Below are 13,562 nucleotides of genomic sequence, written 5' to 3'. Positions count from 1 at the left end.
GCTCTGCAGACGTTTCGGCATTCTCATCTGTACCTTTACGTTGAAGAATCGGTATAAAAGCCACTAATGCAAACCCTTTGCTTTTGGTTGCTGTCTTTGTCGTAACCCCATCCAAGCTCAGACTCAAGCGGCTAAGTCGGATACCAAATAGCTTCCACTTGCGCGATGACGGCCTCTGCCGTGCGATCAGAGACGTGACCATCCACCCCTAGCAAAACCGTCACATGGCCGAGCTTACGCCCCGGACGCGACTCAGCTTTGCCATACCAGTAAACATGGGCGTGAGGAATTTGGCTGAGCCGCTGACGCTGCTCGCGGTAGTCATGGGTGGCTTGCTCGTAGCCCAATAGGTTAACCATCACCGCTTGCTGACAGGTCATCGCAGGCGAACCCAACGGCAAGCCGCTGACGGCGCGTAGCTGCTGTTCAAACTGAGAGGTGCGGCAGGCATCGAGGCTGTAGTGACCAGAATTGTGAGTACGAGGCGCAATTTCATTGACAAGCACCTGACCCGCTGAGGTGAGAAACAGCTCAATGCCAAATACACCAACAGCCTGCAAGCTATCCATCAGTGTCCGCGCAATTTCGCCTACTGCTTCTGCCACCGTCAAATCTACCTTGGCCGAGGCAATGACATGACGACACACCTGGTCAATTTGCTGGGTTTCAACCACCGGAAACGCAATTACGTCTTTGAGCCGCGATCGCGCCACCATAATCGCCAGTTCGCGCTCAAATGGAATAAATTCTTCTAGCAAAACGGGGGCATAGTTGAGCTGCTGCCAGGTCTTTTCTACATCAGCTAAGGTCTGAAGAATAAACGTCCCCTGACCGTCATAACCGTGGCGGCGCGTTTTCAAAACCAGCGGCAAGCCCAAATCAGCTACTTTGGCAGCCAGTTGAGGCTGGTCGGCCTGAGTGTCAAGCGCTGTAAAGCGGGGGGTGGGCAAGCCAATTTTTTGCAGGTAGGTGCGCTGTTCATACTTATCTAGCAAAGGCTTGAGCGCCGTGAGGGAAGGATAAAACTCAACGCCTTGCTCAGCTAGCTTTTCTAAAGCAGGTAGATCGATAAACTCATTTTCAAAGGTAATCAGGTCGCATTGGGTAGCCAGTTCAGCCGTGGCCGTTGCATCATCAACGGCGGCTAAAACGACTTCGCTGGCGATCGCAGCGGCAGGGTCGCCGAGGCTAGGCGTTTGCACAATCAGATCTAAGCCTAGCTTTTGGGCACCTGCGGCCATCATCCAGGCCAGTTGACCACCGCCAACAATGCCAATGCGCTGGGCAGGCGGGGTTGAAGCTGAGGCAGAATCAGAAGCGCTAGCAGCAAAAGGCATAAGCAGGGCGATCGCAGTAAGTCTAAGCCACGGTTCAATTATCTCAGGTGAGAACGTCGATGTGCTAAAAAACTGATTGCAGGCAGAATCAGATGTGCTTAAGTAGAGGCAGCTTTTATCTAAAACTATGGTGATGAAAACAGGCTTGCTGTCCGTGGCATTCGGGTTGGTTCTGGCGGCTGGCGCTAGCCGTGCAGTGGCGGAAACGTCACCTTCAGCGTTTAAGCTCTTACCCGCAGAAACGGCTCTGACCCTGGTGTTAGATACCACGGACGAAACTTGGAGCCAGCTCAGCCAGTTTCAGTTTTTTAATTTGTTAACAGGCTATACAGGCACCACCCTCAATCCGGCTGGTTTGCCCTACCTGCCGCTAGAAATTTCTTACCAGGCTGAAGTAGCCCCCTGGATTGGCGACTCAGCAGTGCTGGCCTTAATGCCAATGCCAGCGGTAGCCGTTGATCTAGAAAGTCAGTTGCTTTTGATCGCGCCCATTGCCGATTTTGCTGCCTTTGATGGGTTTTTAGAGCAAATCGCTGCCACCCGTAGCCAAAGCCCCACCGCAGAAAATCACCGCAACGTCTCTATTTATGTGTGGCCGCCCGAAGCCCTGCCGCAGCCACAGTCAGATGCTGATTTGACTTTCAACCGGGGGGGCGATCGCTGGTACCGAGCAGTCGCTCCCCTGCCGCCCCCTAACCCTACCCTTGACCTTGAGCCGGAGGCCGCTGAGCCACAGCCGCCGATGTTACCGTCTTTAGCGGTGGCCGTTTTACCAGGCTATCTGGTGATGTCAGCCCAGGCCGCGCCGATTCAACAGCTCATTGACGCTCAGCTTTCACAATCACCCACTTTACTAGAATCGGCAAACTTTCAAAAAACCCTCACCAATCCTGACTTTGACTCAGCTTTGGTCACTCTTTTTGGCAACGTCGGCCAGATAAATCGCTACGTCGTCTCAGATCCGACCCTGTTAGAATCGCCTTTGCCAACGCCCTTTCCCTTGCCTCTGCCCTTGCCCCGCCTGGATTTCTCGCCTGAAGATATTCAAGCACTCACCGAAACCGATACTTTCTTTGAAAGTTTCGTCAAACCAACGACAGGCGGCATTTTGTCTCAAGGACGGGTGTACTTCGATCCAAAAACGCAGCTTACTGCGCCCGTTGTAGAGCGCCGCGAGGCCGATGTGCTGCCATCTTTGCTGCCGGCGCCAACTTATGCCTTAAGCAGCGGCTATGACTTAGGCGGCTTTGGCCTCAGCCTGCTGCAACTGCTCGAAAGTCTCAATATTGAGCAGATCAACACCGGACTCACGTTCTTAAACATGGCGGTGACAGCCGCCACCGGGCTAGATTTAGAAACAGATATTCTGGCCTGGATGGATGGGGCGTTTGGGTTCTTTCTCTTTCCTAGCCGCGAAAGTCTAGTGAGTGAGTTTGCCCCGCAGGTTGAACTGGGCATTGGCTTAATGCTACAAACCAGCGATCGCGCGGCGGCGGAAAGCGCTCTACAAGCGTTTGAGCAGTTTTTGAGTAGCAACGAGGCTAGCGTAGAAGCCCAAACCATTAATGGGGTAGCCGCTACCCGTTGGCAAATCGAACTCACTCCAGCGGCCGAACTCACCGACATTGTAGGCTACGGCTGGTCGGCTGCAGATGTGCTCACCCTGACCGTAGGGTCGGGCGCTTTGCGGCGCTTACTCAATCCTCAGCCGGACGAATTTCTAGCAGAGCATCCGACGTTTCAAAATGCGATCGCCCCGTTTCCGGCTGACAACAACGGCTACTTTTATGTCAACATTGGCTCTACGCTGTCCTTTTTGTATCGAGCAATTGGCCTAACGCCCGATCAACCCTTCATGCTTGAAACCCAAAGAATGCTAGGAACGCTCCGTAGCCTCAGCCTCACCACTTCTCAAACCGCTGACTATGCCCAAGCCGATCTGTTTTTAGGGCTGGCTCCGGCAGAAGAGTAAAGCCACAAAAAAAGTCCGACCAGTGGCCGGACTTTACAAAAAGTGCTTTTAACGGATTGATTTATATTTTTGATTTATCAGTGTATTTAAGCTTCGCTTGAGGGTTCCTTAGTATATCACTCAACTGAGATTCTGCAAGGAAAGCTTAGTTAAGAAATAACTAAAGATGCTCAATTACTATTATGAAGTCTCTACAAGAGAATGACTGTAAATTAGATAACATTCTTTAAACTTTTCCATTATCAGATAAAAATCTGGCTTATAACTTTACTGAATTTTGAGCAGCTAGAAGCCAGTGCCGAAAAGCGCCTATGCAATCGGATAGCCCGCTGCTACCAGCGCTTCTGTGATTTCGGCGTTAGAAGCTTCTGTGTTGATCTTGACCAGTTTGGTAGCTGGATCTGCCTCAACTTCAGCCTCCGGATCAACTGCATGAACGGCCTTCATAATTGTGGCAGCGCAAGTTGCACACGCCATTGTCGGTACTGTGATTTTGAGTATTGCCATCGTCCTGAATTGGTTTGGGGCTAAGTTTAAACGGAACTGTTTTTATTCTAAGAAATGATAGGGCGGTAGTGCCTGACTTAAACTGATTTCCCAATGCAGAGTCTGCTGTTGCCAGGTGATGACCTGTTGTTGCAAGGCGTCCTGCTGCGATCGCTTCAAGAGCAAAAAAATACGCTCAACGCCTTCACGAGGAGCTTCTTGGTGCAGCTTTTCCGCTAGCTGCTGCAGGGTGGCTAACATCTGGTTTAGCTCCTGCTGCTGCTGTTGTTGGGCATCTGCCTGGGTCTGTAGCCGTTGTTTTTTCGCCAAAAAATACGCGCGCCCTTTAAGTTCAGCGGCAATTTCTGGCAGCGCGATCGCTTGAGGAGAAAACTTGAGAGCATACTCGGCTTTGTCAGCTAGAACTGCTAGCTGCTGCCAGTAGCGATCGCCATAGGTAGCTAGATGCGCCTGCAGCCCGGTTACAGACTCAAAACGGGTACCAAAGCGTAAGGGCAGTAAAGGGAACGACTCAAAAATTTGACACAAAATGCGATCGTGGATGAGAACCGCCTCCATCAGCAGGGCATCTTGTGCCGCAATCGTTGCCCAAAAAGTGTCAGGCTCTACAATAGCTGCCAGGGTGCCGTTGTCGATCAGTGTTAGTGGCCCCGCAATGCCCGTCGGTAAGGCGAGCGGCTGTTGGGGTAAGCGGCACAGAGCATAAGCATAGAGCGGCTGTGGCAAAGACATAACATCCCCAAAAATCAAGCATCGGCGATAAACTGCAGGTCTAGCGTCAGCCGCAGCTGACCTTTTTGAGCTTCTAAACCCGTTTCCGACGTTAACACTTCAATCGCGGTGCCGTTGAGAAAGCCCGCTAGCTCTGGCGATCGCCGCTGAATCTGCTGCTGAATTTGCTGTTCTAGGGCTGGCAAGCGGCTGATAGTGGGCAGATCGATCATTTCTCGCAGCCAAATAGCACTGTCTGGCCTGCGCCTGTTGGCAGCAGTCACTAACCCTGTACTCAAATCAAATTGCCAGTTCACCTGAACCAACTGAATCTGTAGCTTAGCCTGCAACCGCAGGTTTCCAGCTTGCCAAACCCCATCCGGCTGTAGCTGCTGAGCCGCCACCCCGCCTAACAAACGCATAGCTGTAGGCGTACTGCGGCTGACCGACCACAGCAACCGCGATAGCAAATCGCACAGCAAAATCGGCTGCTGAAAAAAGGCGGGTTGAAACAATTGGCGATTGTCTTTTAAGCCCTCAACAAGCGCGCTGGTTTCCGCTAAAAGCCAGTGAAAAAAAGCCGGGTTCTGGCTAGAAGGCGCTAAAGCATCGTTTTGGGCCACCTCAGGCAAAAGAGCCAGGAGGCTATGCTCTAAGACAGTTTGAGCAAACTGCTGAATCCAGGCTTCTTCAACTAGCGTCATCCAGACGGGGGGAGGCGACGAAGCGGGTTCTGCCCCAGAAACCAATACCGCAGCAGCGTCTGCTAACGGCGTATTCAAAGGGACGCGGTTAGCAGGTGGCGAATCAGCGGGCGCTGGTGGGTGAGCGGCGGCGGGTGGCGGCAGCGAACCTGCCCGCTGGGGGATAAATTCAAGCTGCAAATTGAGCTGTAGCTTGCCGCGCTGCCAGGGTTGTAGGGGCTGCAACAGGTCAACGTCTAACCCTTCTAATAGGGGGCCTACAGCGGGCGTGGTGCGCTGTATCCGCTGCTGTAGTTGAGCCAGCAACTGGTCTGACTGCAACGGTTGGTGGCAGAGATCGCTATCGTGAATTTGCAAGCCCACAGGCTGGCTGAGCCAATTTTCGCGGTGAGGAGCGGCTTGGGTGACCAAATCTAAAAGCTGTTTGCGGCCAGTAACTTCTAGCGACAAGACCACAATGAGTCGCAAAATGCCTTCTTGGGCAGAAGCTTCGGCTTGTTTAATGGCTTTGACACCCTCTAGCAGCCGCATCGTTTCGTAGTCGCTACAGGCTACACTCCAGAGCATTTCAGCAATTAGCAGTTCAATCAAGCAATCGGTTTGCAGCCACAGTGGCGGCGCAGCTTCGTTAGCGGGCGAGATTGCCTGTAGCGCTTCTATGACCTCCTGAATTTCCTCCGAGACATAAGGGGTCATATTTTCGGGGGTTTGCGGTAGCTGGGCAGGCCAGCCACTTTGAGGCGATCGCAACTGTTTAACCACGGCTAAAAGTGGCTGCACGGCTGGTTGCAAAGCCGCGCTGTGGGTGGCGATCGCTTGGGCGGCCAGGTGCGGCGACGGGATGGGAGCCACAGCACGGCAGAGCGTTTGTAGAAAGAAAGCACCTTGCGACATCCGTTTAGAATTCAATCTACAAGGACGAGTCCATTCTAGGGATAAAAGCCCTCAATCTAGCAATCGAACTTCTACGGGGTCGCCAACCGCCGCTTTGAGTTCTGCCTGAGCGCTGCCCTGGCTAACGGCAATTTCAAGCCAGCCCTGGCTGTTCACCAGGGCAACCAAACGGCCAGCAGGTCGATCGGCGTAGGCTTGCACAGCTTGAATTTCTAAAATATCGAACGCGGCTACCCACTGCTGATTGGCCAGCACTTTACCCGGTATAGAAGTGATTAGATTACCAAAGCGATCAATATGCTGCACCGAGCCGCCAAAGCCGTTGGCCGTCGTCTGATAGTCTACGGCAGGCAACCGCTTGAGGGTTGTGACCGGAATGGCAGTACCCAGCAGGGCAAAAGGAGTGCCTTTGGCTAAATAAGCGCCCACTGGGGCAAACACATCTCGACCATGAAAGGTCTGGCTAGGCTGAGGCGATCGCCAGTAGACCGGGTTGTTCAGCTCAACGGCAGCTAATCCGGTGGTGTCGGCTAAAACGCCGCTAAAAACGCCATTATCAGGGCCAACTAGATATCCCTGAGGCATTTGTACGGCGATCGCCCGTCGCTGCGACCCTACGCCGGGGTCAACCACTACTACATGAACCGTACCATCTGGAAAATAGCGATAGGCACTCCTCAAATGAAAACTAGCGGCCAAAACAGCTTGCGGAGCAACATCATGCGTTAGATCAATAACAACGGCGCTGGGGGCAATACGAGCGATCGCCCCTTTCATTACCCCTACATAAACATCTTGACTGCCAAAATCTGTCAGTAACGTGATAAAAGCAGGCATAGTCAGTCTTCCATCCGGTGTGAGTCGTGGCTGTCCGGCAAAAATTCGGCTTTCCCCCTTGCACTCTACCAAGGCGGTTTGGTTATGATAGTCACCAGTTCCACTGCGGCGTTGGTGACTGCCAACAATGTTTTACGATCTATGTCTTTTGTACAAGGGAACCAAATTGTGTCGGTGGCAGTAGACCGGGCATTGTACCCGGAAACTTAAAGCCGATGCTCAGGTACCCACCTGGTTTTACCAGGTCGAAGACTGAGGTAAGACGGCGCTGCGGTGAACTTTTAGCTTTCATCAGTCCTCTACGAATTTTGTAGAGGACTTTTTGATGGATCTAGCCAAAATCGCGGTTAGATTGAAAATTGTATATAATTTAACCTCACATTAATCTCTAGTAAATTCACGGGACGGCGGTAAATTTTCGCTGAGCGTTTTTTTGCTAGACGGTTATTTGACGACAATTTGGATCAAAGCCCTTGAACAGCTCAGAGTTTCCGGCTACTGTCGTGCGCCTCGAAAATGGCTTGACGGTGATTCATCAGGAGATCACGGCAACCCCCGTAGTAGTGACTGATGTTTGGGTAAGGGCTGGGGCGATCGCAGAACCATCCGACTGGTCTGGCATGGCTCACTTTCTAGAGCACATGATTTTTAAGGGAACCGATCGCCTGCCCCCCGGTATGTTTGATGCGACGATTGAAAGTCGGGGCGGGATGACTAACGCCGCCACCAGCCACGACTATGCCCATTTCTTTTTGGCGATCGCCGCCGATGCGCTAGCCGAAACCTTGCCCTATTTAGCCGATCTGCTGCTACATGCGGCGATTCCGGCGGATGAATTTGTGCGAGAACGCTGTGTGGTGTTAGAAGAAATTCGACAGTCGATGGATGATCCCGACTGGTTGGGCTTTCAGGCGATGTCTGAGCTGATTTATCAACAGCATCCCTATGGTCGCCCTATTTTGGGTACAGAAGCTATTCTCAACCAGCGATCGCCCGAAGAAATGCGGCATTTTCACCAAGCTTATTACCAACCAGAAAATATGACGGTGGTGATGGTGGGGGGAATTGCCTTGGAAAAGGCGGTAGAAATGGTGCTACACGCCTTTCGTCCCTTTGCCCATCAGGTAGAGCATCCGGTGAAAGAAACGGTGGCGCTGCCCCAAATCAAAGGCATTCAACGGCAGGTGTTGCAGCTACCCCGGCTAGGACAAGCCCGTTTGACCCTGGCTTGGACGGGGCCTGGTGTTGATCAGCTCCGTCAGGGCTATGGTCTGGATTTATTGTCAGTGCTGCTGGCAGAGGGGCGATCTTCGCGGCTGGTGCGAGAGCTTAGAGAAGAACGCCAATTGGTTCAAGACATCAGCAGTAGTTTTTCGCTACAGCGTGATGGCAGCCTGTTTACGCTCAATGCTTGGCTGTCGCCTGAATATGTCGCCACCGTTGAGGCGATTATTCGCGATCGCTTGGCTGACTTAGCAACAACGCCAATTGGCGAAGCTGAACTCAGCCGCTGTCGCCGTTTGCTATGTAACGACTACGCTTTTTCAACCGAAACGCCAGGGCAGCTAGCCGGACTGTATGGCTACTACAGCACCATTGCTCAGCCAGAAGTCTGCGTTACCTATCCGCAAGCGATTCAGGCTTATACGCCTGCTGATTTACAGCAGTTGGCGCAGCAGTATCTCTCTCCTGACAATTATGTCGCAACGATTCTGCAACCAGCCTGAACGTTGAGATCGCTCGTTCGCTATGATGCTTCCTGAGTGCTAAAATCTCTATCCCTCTTTTTTTGCGAGTGACTGTATCAACCTCTATCAGCCAACCTTTGACCCATCGCACTGTTTTATCCAATGGTTTAACTGTTCTCGTGGCAGAAAACCCGGTGGCTGATATCGTCTCAGCCCGGATTTTTGTGAGAGCCGGAACCGGATACGAAGCGCGATCGCAAGCCGGACTGTTTAACCTGCTGGCCGCGCTGCTGACCAAAGGAGCCGCCGATCTCAGCTCTATGGATATTGCCGAGCAAGTCGAGTCAGTCGGCGCTAGCTTAGGCACCGATGCCTCTGCCGATTACAGCTTACTCAGCCTCAAAACCGTTTCTAGCGACTTTGCGGACATGTTGGGGCTAGCCGGAAAAATTCTGCGTTTTCCCAGTTTGTCACAGGCTGAATTTGAACTAGAACAGCGGTTGGCTCTGCAAGGCATTCAGTCCATGCAAGAGCAGCCTTTTACGGTAGCTTACAATCAGTTGCGCCACCTACTTTACGGCGATCATCCCTACGCGCTACCCGCCATTGGCACCGCCGAGAGCTTAGCAGCGCTCAAGCGCACTGACTTGCTGCAAGCGCACCAAACCTATTTCCGCCCCGACAATATGGTCGTGAGCATTGCAGGGCGCATTACCCGCAATCGCGCTGTTGACCTAGTCAGTGCCGTTTTTGGCGACTGGTCAGCCCCGACTGAACCCATTCCCGCTTTACAGTTTCCGCCGCAGCCCACCCAACCCACTCGCTCTATTTTGGTACAGGAAACACATCAGTCAATTGTGATGTTGGGCTATCAGGCGGCTGCCGTCAAACATCCGGCCTATGCTGCCCTTAAGCTTTTAAACACCTATCTAGGTAACGGACTTTCCAGCCGTTTGTTCGTTGAGCTGCGAGAAAAGCGCGGACTGGCTTATGACGTTTCGGCCTTCTACCCCACGCGAATTGGCGGTTCTCAGTTTGTCGCCTATATTGGCACAGCACCCAGCAACACCGCGATCGCCCTCGAAGGACTGCAATTTGAGCTAGCCCGCCTGCGAACCGTATCGCTGCTGCCGGAAGAACTGCAAACTGCGAAAAATAAGCTGTTGGGGCAGTATGCCCTGGGCAAGCAAACCAATGCCCAAATTGCTCAACTGCTGGGCTGGTATGAAATCATTGGGTTAGGGATGGAATTTGATCAGCAGTTTTCCCAGGCGATCGCTGCGGTCACCCTTGAGCAAGCCCAAGCGGCAGCCGCCGACTTTTTTACAGTGCCTTACGTTTCAATTCTCGGTCCGGCTGAAGCGGTTGAACCGCTAAAGTAGCGATGATAGACTGACGCGTAACTGGCTCTGCTTTAGCTCAACCTGATGGCGCTCTCCCAGTAGCGCTACATCCCCGCCATGAACCTGTTCAAACAGCAACGTCCTCAGGCTGATTCTAGCCAGATTGGACAACTCAAGACTTGGACACAAGCAGCGCTCGATTTGTCTGCTGATATTCCGGTTTCTATCAGCCAGCTTCAGTGCCAAGAGCCAGGTTGTCCGCCGCTGGAAACCGTCATCACCGTTATGACCCAGCCGCCGCAGATGTTCAAAATTCATCGAGCCGCTAGCGAAATTACGTTTGCGGAAGTTCAACACGCCATCAGGTCAGCCCCCCAGCACCCGCCTGACTAAACTGTTCGTGGCAAACTTTTCTGGGGAAACGGCGTCAGGGATAATGCCGAAATTCTGAGGTTCCCAAAGTTTAAAGGTAAATAGAACGTGATCACGACAGCAGCAACAGCAGGCGTACCCGTCACGGTGCTGACCGGATATTTAGGTGCTGGCAAAACCACTTTGCTCAACCGCATTTTGACTTACGAACACGGAAAGAAAGTGGCCGTCATTGTCAATGAATTTGGTGAAGTGGGGATCGACAATCAACTGGTGATTGATGCTGACGAAGAAATTTTTGAAATGAACAACGGCTGCATCTGTTGCACCGTACGGGGCGACCTGATTCGCATCATTGGTAACCTGATGCAGCGGCGCGATCAGTTTGACCATTTAGTTATTGAAACGACTGGATTAGCCGATCCGGCTCCCGTCATTCAAACCTTTTTTGTGGATGAAGACGTTCGGGCCCAACTGGCTTTAGACGCTGTGATTACTGTCGTCGATGCCAAGCATATCTGGCAGCATTGGGATAGCGACGAGGCTCAAGAGCAAATCGCTTTTGCCGATGTCATTTTACTCAACAAAATCGATCTGGTGGCTGAGGAAGAACTGGTGGAGCTAGAGCGACGCCTTCTCGACATGAACGCAATGGCCAAAGTTTACCGCACTCAAAAGGCGGAACTGGCGATCGAATCGATTTTAGGGGTTCAGGCATTTGATTTAGACCGAGCCTTACAAGTGGATCCAGAATTTCTCAACGAAGCTGCCCACGAGCATGACGAATCGGTCTATTCGTTTGCCATTGTGGAAGAGCGTCCTCTCGATAGCGATAAGCTCAGCACTTGGGTTAACGAGCTGTTACAAAGCAAAGGCCCCGATATCTTTCGGATGAAAGGCATTCTCAATCTGGCAGGTGAAGCCAATCGCTATGTGTTTCAGGGGGTACACATGATTTTTGATGGCCGCAGCGATCGCCCCTGGAAAGCGAACGAAACCCGCCGCAGCGAACTCGTCTTTATTGGCCGCAACCTGAATCAAGCTGAGCTGCGCGAGGGCTTTCGGACTTGTCTAGCGTGAGATCAACGGCCTCGATCACTGCGACCGCCACCTGGCAAACAACCCTCGCTGATTATGTAACGGCGATCGCCTGGTCGCCCAACGGTCACTGGCTAGCAGCCGCATCGGCGGCTGGTGAGGTTATGATGGGTAGCCCCCCCGGTCAATTAATCGCGCTGCGATCGCCTCAAAATGCTGCCATTAGTAGCCTAGCTTTTTCTGCCGATAGCCAATTTTTAGCCGCCGTAGGACAAGCGGGTGAAGTAACTGTCTGGCAGGTAGCATCATCTGCGCATCGCATCCAATGGCAGCAGACGTATGCAGGGGTTTGGCTAGATCAGCTGGCGTGGCATCCGCAGCAAAACCTTCTGGCTGTTGGCGTGGGTTCTCAGGTTGAGCTTTGGCAAATACCAACGGGCGATCGCTTGGCATCGCTAGACTTTCAGGCTTCGTCTGTCTTGAATTTAGTCTGGCATCCAAGCGGCGACTCCTTAGCGGTGAGCGGTCATGGGGGCATCAAAGTCTGGCAGACTCACCAGTGGCAAAAAGCGGCACAGTTAATCCAGGTGCCGGGGGCTAGCATTGCCGCTGCTTGGTCGCAGGAGGGGCGTTATTTGGGGTCTGGCAATTTAGATCGCACCTTAACGGTGGTGGAATGGGGTAGCCCTCCCCCCTGGCTGATGCAGGGGTTCCCCGGCAAAGTGCGGCAGGTTTGCTGGTCAATGCCTCCTACGAGCGGCTCAGCGCCGCTGCTCGCGGCGGCCTGTGCTGAAGGCATTACGGTATGGGAGCGAGAAACGACGCAAAGGGGATGGCGATCGCGGGTTTTACAACATCATCAAGACACAGTTATCGCGATCGCGTTTCAACCCCATTCCCAACTCCTGGCATCCGCTAGCCGCGAAGGACAGATTGCCCTCTGGCAAAACGGCAAGCAGCTAGCCCAAACGCTGAAAAATTTCCGCCAAGGCGTCTCCTGTTTAGTCTGGCATCCTGCTGGCGATCGGCTGGTAGTCGGTGGCTCAGCTGGCAAATTACAAATCTGGCACCTGACTCAGCGACAAGCCAAAGGTTTTGGCGCTTAAGCGATCGCTTCACGGCCTGATCAGGGCTGTAGCGGTGACGTTACGCCACTTTAGAGCCTTTTTCAGCCGACTTGGCAGGATTCAAGCCACTTAAAAACATCGGAACTAGCTTTTCAACAAAAGCCTGCGGATCACGCTGCCAAACTCTTTGAGCCGCAGTCAGGCGAGTTTGCTGCAAATCAGGGGCTAGCAAAGTCAGCGGCAATCGCTCCATCAAATACTGAGGACGCTGCCAAACAGGTAGCGTGTTGGCAATTTCAACCAGCTTGCTAACGCGGCGCAGTTCAGCCCCCAATGTAATATCCATCCCTGATTCATAAGCGGCTTGCTCAATGGCTGCATATTTCAGCCTTGCCTGCTCTACCTGACGCCGATGCGCCGGACTTTTCTTAGCAATTTCAGCCAAACGACGGGTACCCCAGCGCACATGTCCAGCCTCTTCTGGCAAAATTTGCTCAATGGTTTGGCGAATTTTGATATTTTCTTCTGTCTGCGGTGCTTGCTTTAGGGCGTGAATATGGGCTGAAAAATACTCGCAGCCGCGCTTTTCCGTAACGTTAATTGCCGCCAAAGCAGCGATAATACCCGCTTCTTTTTGCTCAGCAGAGCTGAACTGATCTTGGTCGAGTAGCCGCTCAAACTCGTCAATATAAGAGGATCCAGGGGGCGTGTTGACCTCGGCACCCAATTCAATCAGTAAGTCGGTTAGCCAAAAAGCATGACGCGCTTCATCAGCAACGTGGTGAGACAAATCTTGTACCAGGTCGCGGGGTTCGCCATTGAGTGATTCGATTAAATCAGTTAAGTCTTTGCAACTGCGCTGTTCGTTGTAGCGGTAGCGATTGAGCGTGATGAGGTGAATTTCGCGATCGCTGACGACGCGGCTGAGAATATCACGAGCACTCAAGGCGTTTTGCAATTTGCGGGGATAAACGACAGTCATGGGGATATTTCAGTTTGTAAATCATTATTTCTGATCGTAACGCACTTCTTTTTTTCGAGGGGTCGGCGGCAGGCGATCATTGAAGAACCGTTAACACCGCGCCAGCTTAC

Annotated in this window: 12 protein-coding genes and 1 other RNA gene; 7 read left to right on the top strand and 6 right to left on the bottom strand. The window is 52.6% G+C overall.

Annotated elements, in window-relative coordinates; translation table 11 throughout:
* Nucleotides 1–131 precede the first annotated feature (131 nt).
* Nucleotides 132–1,337, bottom strand: a complete 1,206-nt coding sequence (locus ACTS3T_RS02980) for a 5-(carboxyamino)imidazole ribonucleotide synthase (RefSeq protein ID WP_377967328.1) — start codon at nt 1,335–1,337, stop codon at nt 132–134.
* Between the two features lie 127 nt (nt 1,338–1,464).
* Between ACTS3T_RS02980 and ACTS3T_RS02975 the strand changes: the two genes are divergently transcribed.
* Nucleotides 1,465–3,309 carry a DUF3352 domain-containing protein gene (locus tag ACTS3T_RS02975; protein WP_377967330.1) on the top strand — a complete coding sequence of 615 codons (1,845 nt, stop codon included), beginning with the start codon at nt 1,465–1,467 and terminating at the stop codon, nt 3,307–3,309.
* Between the two features lie 309 nt (nt 3,310–3,618).
* Here ACTS3T_RS02975 and ACTS3T_RS02970 read toward each other — a convergent pair whose 3' ends face one another.
* The 4 genes from ACTS3T_RS02970 to ACTS3T_RS02955 are packed head-to-tail and all read right to left on the bottom strand — an operon-like array spanning nt 3,619 to nt 6,962.
* Nucleotides 3,619–3,816, bottom strand: a complete 198-nt coding sequence (locus tag ACTS3T_RS02970) for a heavy-metal-associated domain-containing protein (RefSeq protein ID WP_377967332.1) — start codon at nt 3,814–3,816, stop codon at nt 3,619–3,621.
* A gap of 42 nt (nt 3,817–3,858) precedes the next feature.
* The gene (locus ACTS3T_RS02965) at nt 3,859–4,548 is read right to left on the bottom strand and encodes a GvpL/GvpF family gas vesicle protein (protein ID WP_377967334.1); all 690 of its coding nucleotides are present in this window, start codon (nt 4,546–4,548) and stop codon (nt 3,859–3,861) included.
* Nucleotides 4,549–4,562: 14 nt separating this feature from the next.
* The gene (locus tag ACTS3T_RS02960; RefSeq protein ID WP_377967336.1) at nt 4,563–6,125 is read right to left on the bottom strand and encodes a hypothetical protein; all 1,563 of its coding nucleotides are present in this window, start codon (nt 6,123–6,125) and stop codon (nt 4,563–4,565) included.
* 51 nt (nt 6,126–6,176) lie between these two features.
* Nucleotides 6,177–6,962 carry an SAM hydrolase/SAM-dependent halogenase family protein gene (locus tag ACTS3T_RS02955; protein WP_377967338.1) on the bottom strand — a complete coding sequence of 262 codons (786 nt, stop codon included), beginning with the start codon at nt 6,960–6,962 and terminating at the stop codon, nt 6,177–6,179.
* A 97-nt stretch (nt 6,963–7,059) separates the two neighbouring features.
* On the opposite strand from ACTS3T_RS02955, the gene ssrS reads away from it, so the two are divergent.
* The 6 genes from ssrS (at nt 7,060) to ACTS3T_RS02925 (ending at nt 12,509) form a co-directional block, all read left to right on the top strand.
* A non-coding RNA gene (gene ssrS / locus ACTS3T_RS02950) (6S RNA) lies at nt 7,060–7,243 on the top strand.
* A gap of 192 nt (nt 7,244–7,435) precedes the next feature.
* Nucleotides 7,436–8,689 carry a M16 family metallopeptidase gene (locus ACTS3T_RS02945; protein ID WP_377967340.1) on the top strand — a complete coding sequence of 418 codons (1,254 nt, stop codon included), beginning with the start codon at nt 7,436–7,438 and terminating at the stop codon, nt 8,687–8,689.
* Between the two features lie 68 nt (nt 8,690–8,757).
* The gene (locus ACTS3T_RS02940) at nt 8,758–10,032 is read left to right on the top strand and encodes a M16 family metallopeptidase (protein WP_377967342.1); all 1,275 of its coding nucleotides are present in this window, start codon (nt 8,758–8,760) and stop codon (nt 10,030–10,032) included.
* A gap of 78 nt (nt 10,033–10,110) precedes the next feature.
* Nucleotides 10,111–10,386 (top strand): hypothetical protein, encoded by a 276-nt coding sequence (locus tag ACTS3T_RS02935; protein ID WP_377967344.1) that lies wholly within the window; start codon nt 10,111–10,113, stop codon nt 10,384–10,386.
* An 87-nt stretch (nt 10,387–10,473) separates the two neighbouring features.
* Nucleotides 10,474–11,445 carry a CobW family GTP-binding protein gene (locus ACTS3T_RS02930; RefSeq protein WP_377967346.1) on the top strand — a complete coding sequence of 324 codons (972 nt, stop codon included), beginning with the start codon at nt 10,474–10,476 and terminating at the stop codon, nt 11,443–11,445.
* Nucleotides 11,442–12,509 (top strand): WD40 repeat domain-containing protein, encoded by a 1,068-nt coding sequence (locus ACTS3T_RS02925; protein ID WP_377967348.1) that lies wholly within the window; start codon nt 11,442–11,444, stop codon nt 12,507–12,509. The genes ACTS3T_RS02930 and ACTS3T_RS02925 overlap by 4 nt, the downstream gene beginning before the upstream one ends.
* A 40-nt stretch (nt 12,510–12,549) precedes the next feature.
* Here ACTS3T_RS02925 and ACTS3T_RS02920 read toward each other — a convergent pair whose 3' ends face one another.
* On the bottom strand, nt 12,550–13,452 hold the full coding sequence (locus ACTS3T_RS02920) for a ferritin-like domain-containing protein (protein ID WP_377967350.1): 903 nt from the start codon (nt 13,450–13,452) through the stop codon (nt 12,550–12,552).
* Nucleotides 13,453–13,562: the final 110 nt, after the last annotated feature.

The sequence above is a fragment of the Almyronema sp. genome, assembly GCF_052168255.1.
GTDB classification, from domain to species: domain Bacteria; phylum Cyanobacteriota; class Cyanobacteriia; order Phormidesmidales; family Phormidesmidaceae; genus Sphaerothrix; species Sphaerothrix epifaneia.
Note: the sequence above shows the minus strand (reverse complement) of the source record. Positions and strands in the feature narration are given on the sequence as shown.

What these genes read in the sequence shown, in the direction of transcription:
- ACTS3T_RS02935 (WP_377967344.1), top strand. Translation starts at nt 10,111, where the DNA reads ATGAACCTGTTCAAACAGCAACGTCCTCAGGCTGATTCTAGCCAGATT.
- ACTS3T_RS02920 (WP_377967350.1), bottom strand. Translation starts at nt 13,452, where the DNA reads ATGACTGTCGTTTATCCCCGCAAATTGCAAAACGCCTTGAGTGCTCGT.
- ACTS3T_RS02955 (WP_377967338.1), bottom strand. Translation starts at nt 6,962, where the DNA reads ATGCCTGCTTTTATCACGTTACTGACAGATTTTGGCAGTCAAGATGTT.
- ACTS3T_RS02960 (WP_377967336.1), bottom strand. Translation starts at nt 6,125, where the DNA reads ATGTCGCAAGGTGCTTTCTTTCTACAAACGCTCTGCCGTGCTGTGGCT.
- ACTS3T_RS02970 (WP_377967332.1), bottom strand. Translation starts at nt 3,816, where the DNA reads ATGGCAATACTCAAAATCACAGTACCGACAATGGCGTGTGCAACTTGC.
- ACTS3T_RS02975 (WP_377967330.1), top strand. Translation starts at nt 1,465, where the DNA reads ATGGTGATGAAAACAGGCTTGCTGTCCGTGGCATTCGGGTTGGTTCTG.
- ACTS3T_RS02965 (WP_377967334.1), bottom strand. Translation starts at nt 4,548, where the DNA reads ATGTCTTTGCCACAGCCGCTCTATGCTTATGCTCTGTGCCGCTTACCC.
- ACTS3T_RS02980 (WP_377967328.1), bottom strand. Translation starts at nt 1,337, where the DNA reads ATGCCTTTTGCTGCTAGCGCTTCTGATTCTGCCTCAGCTTCAACCCCG.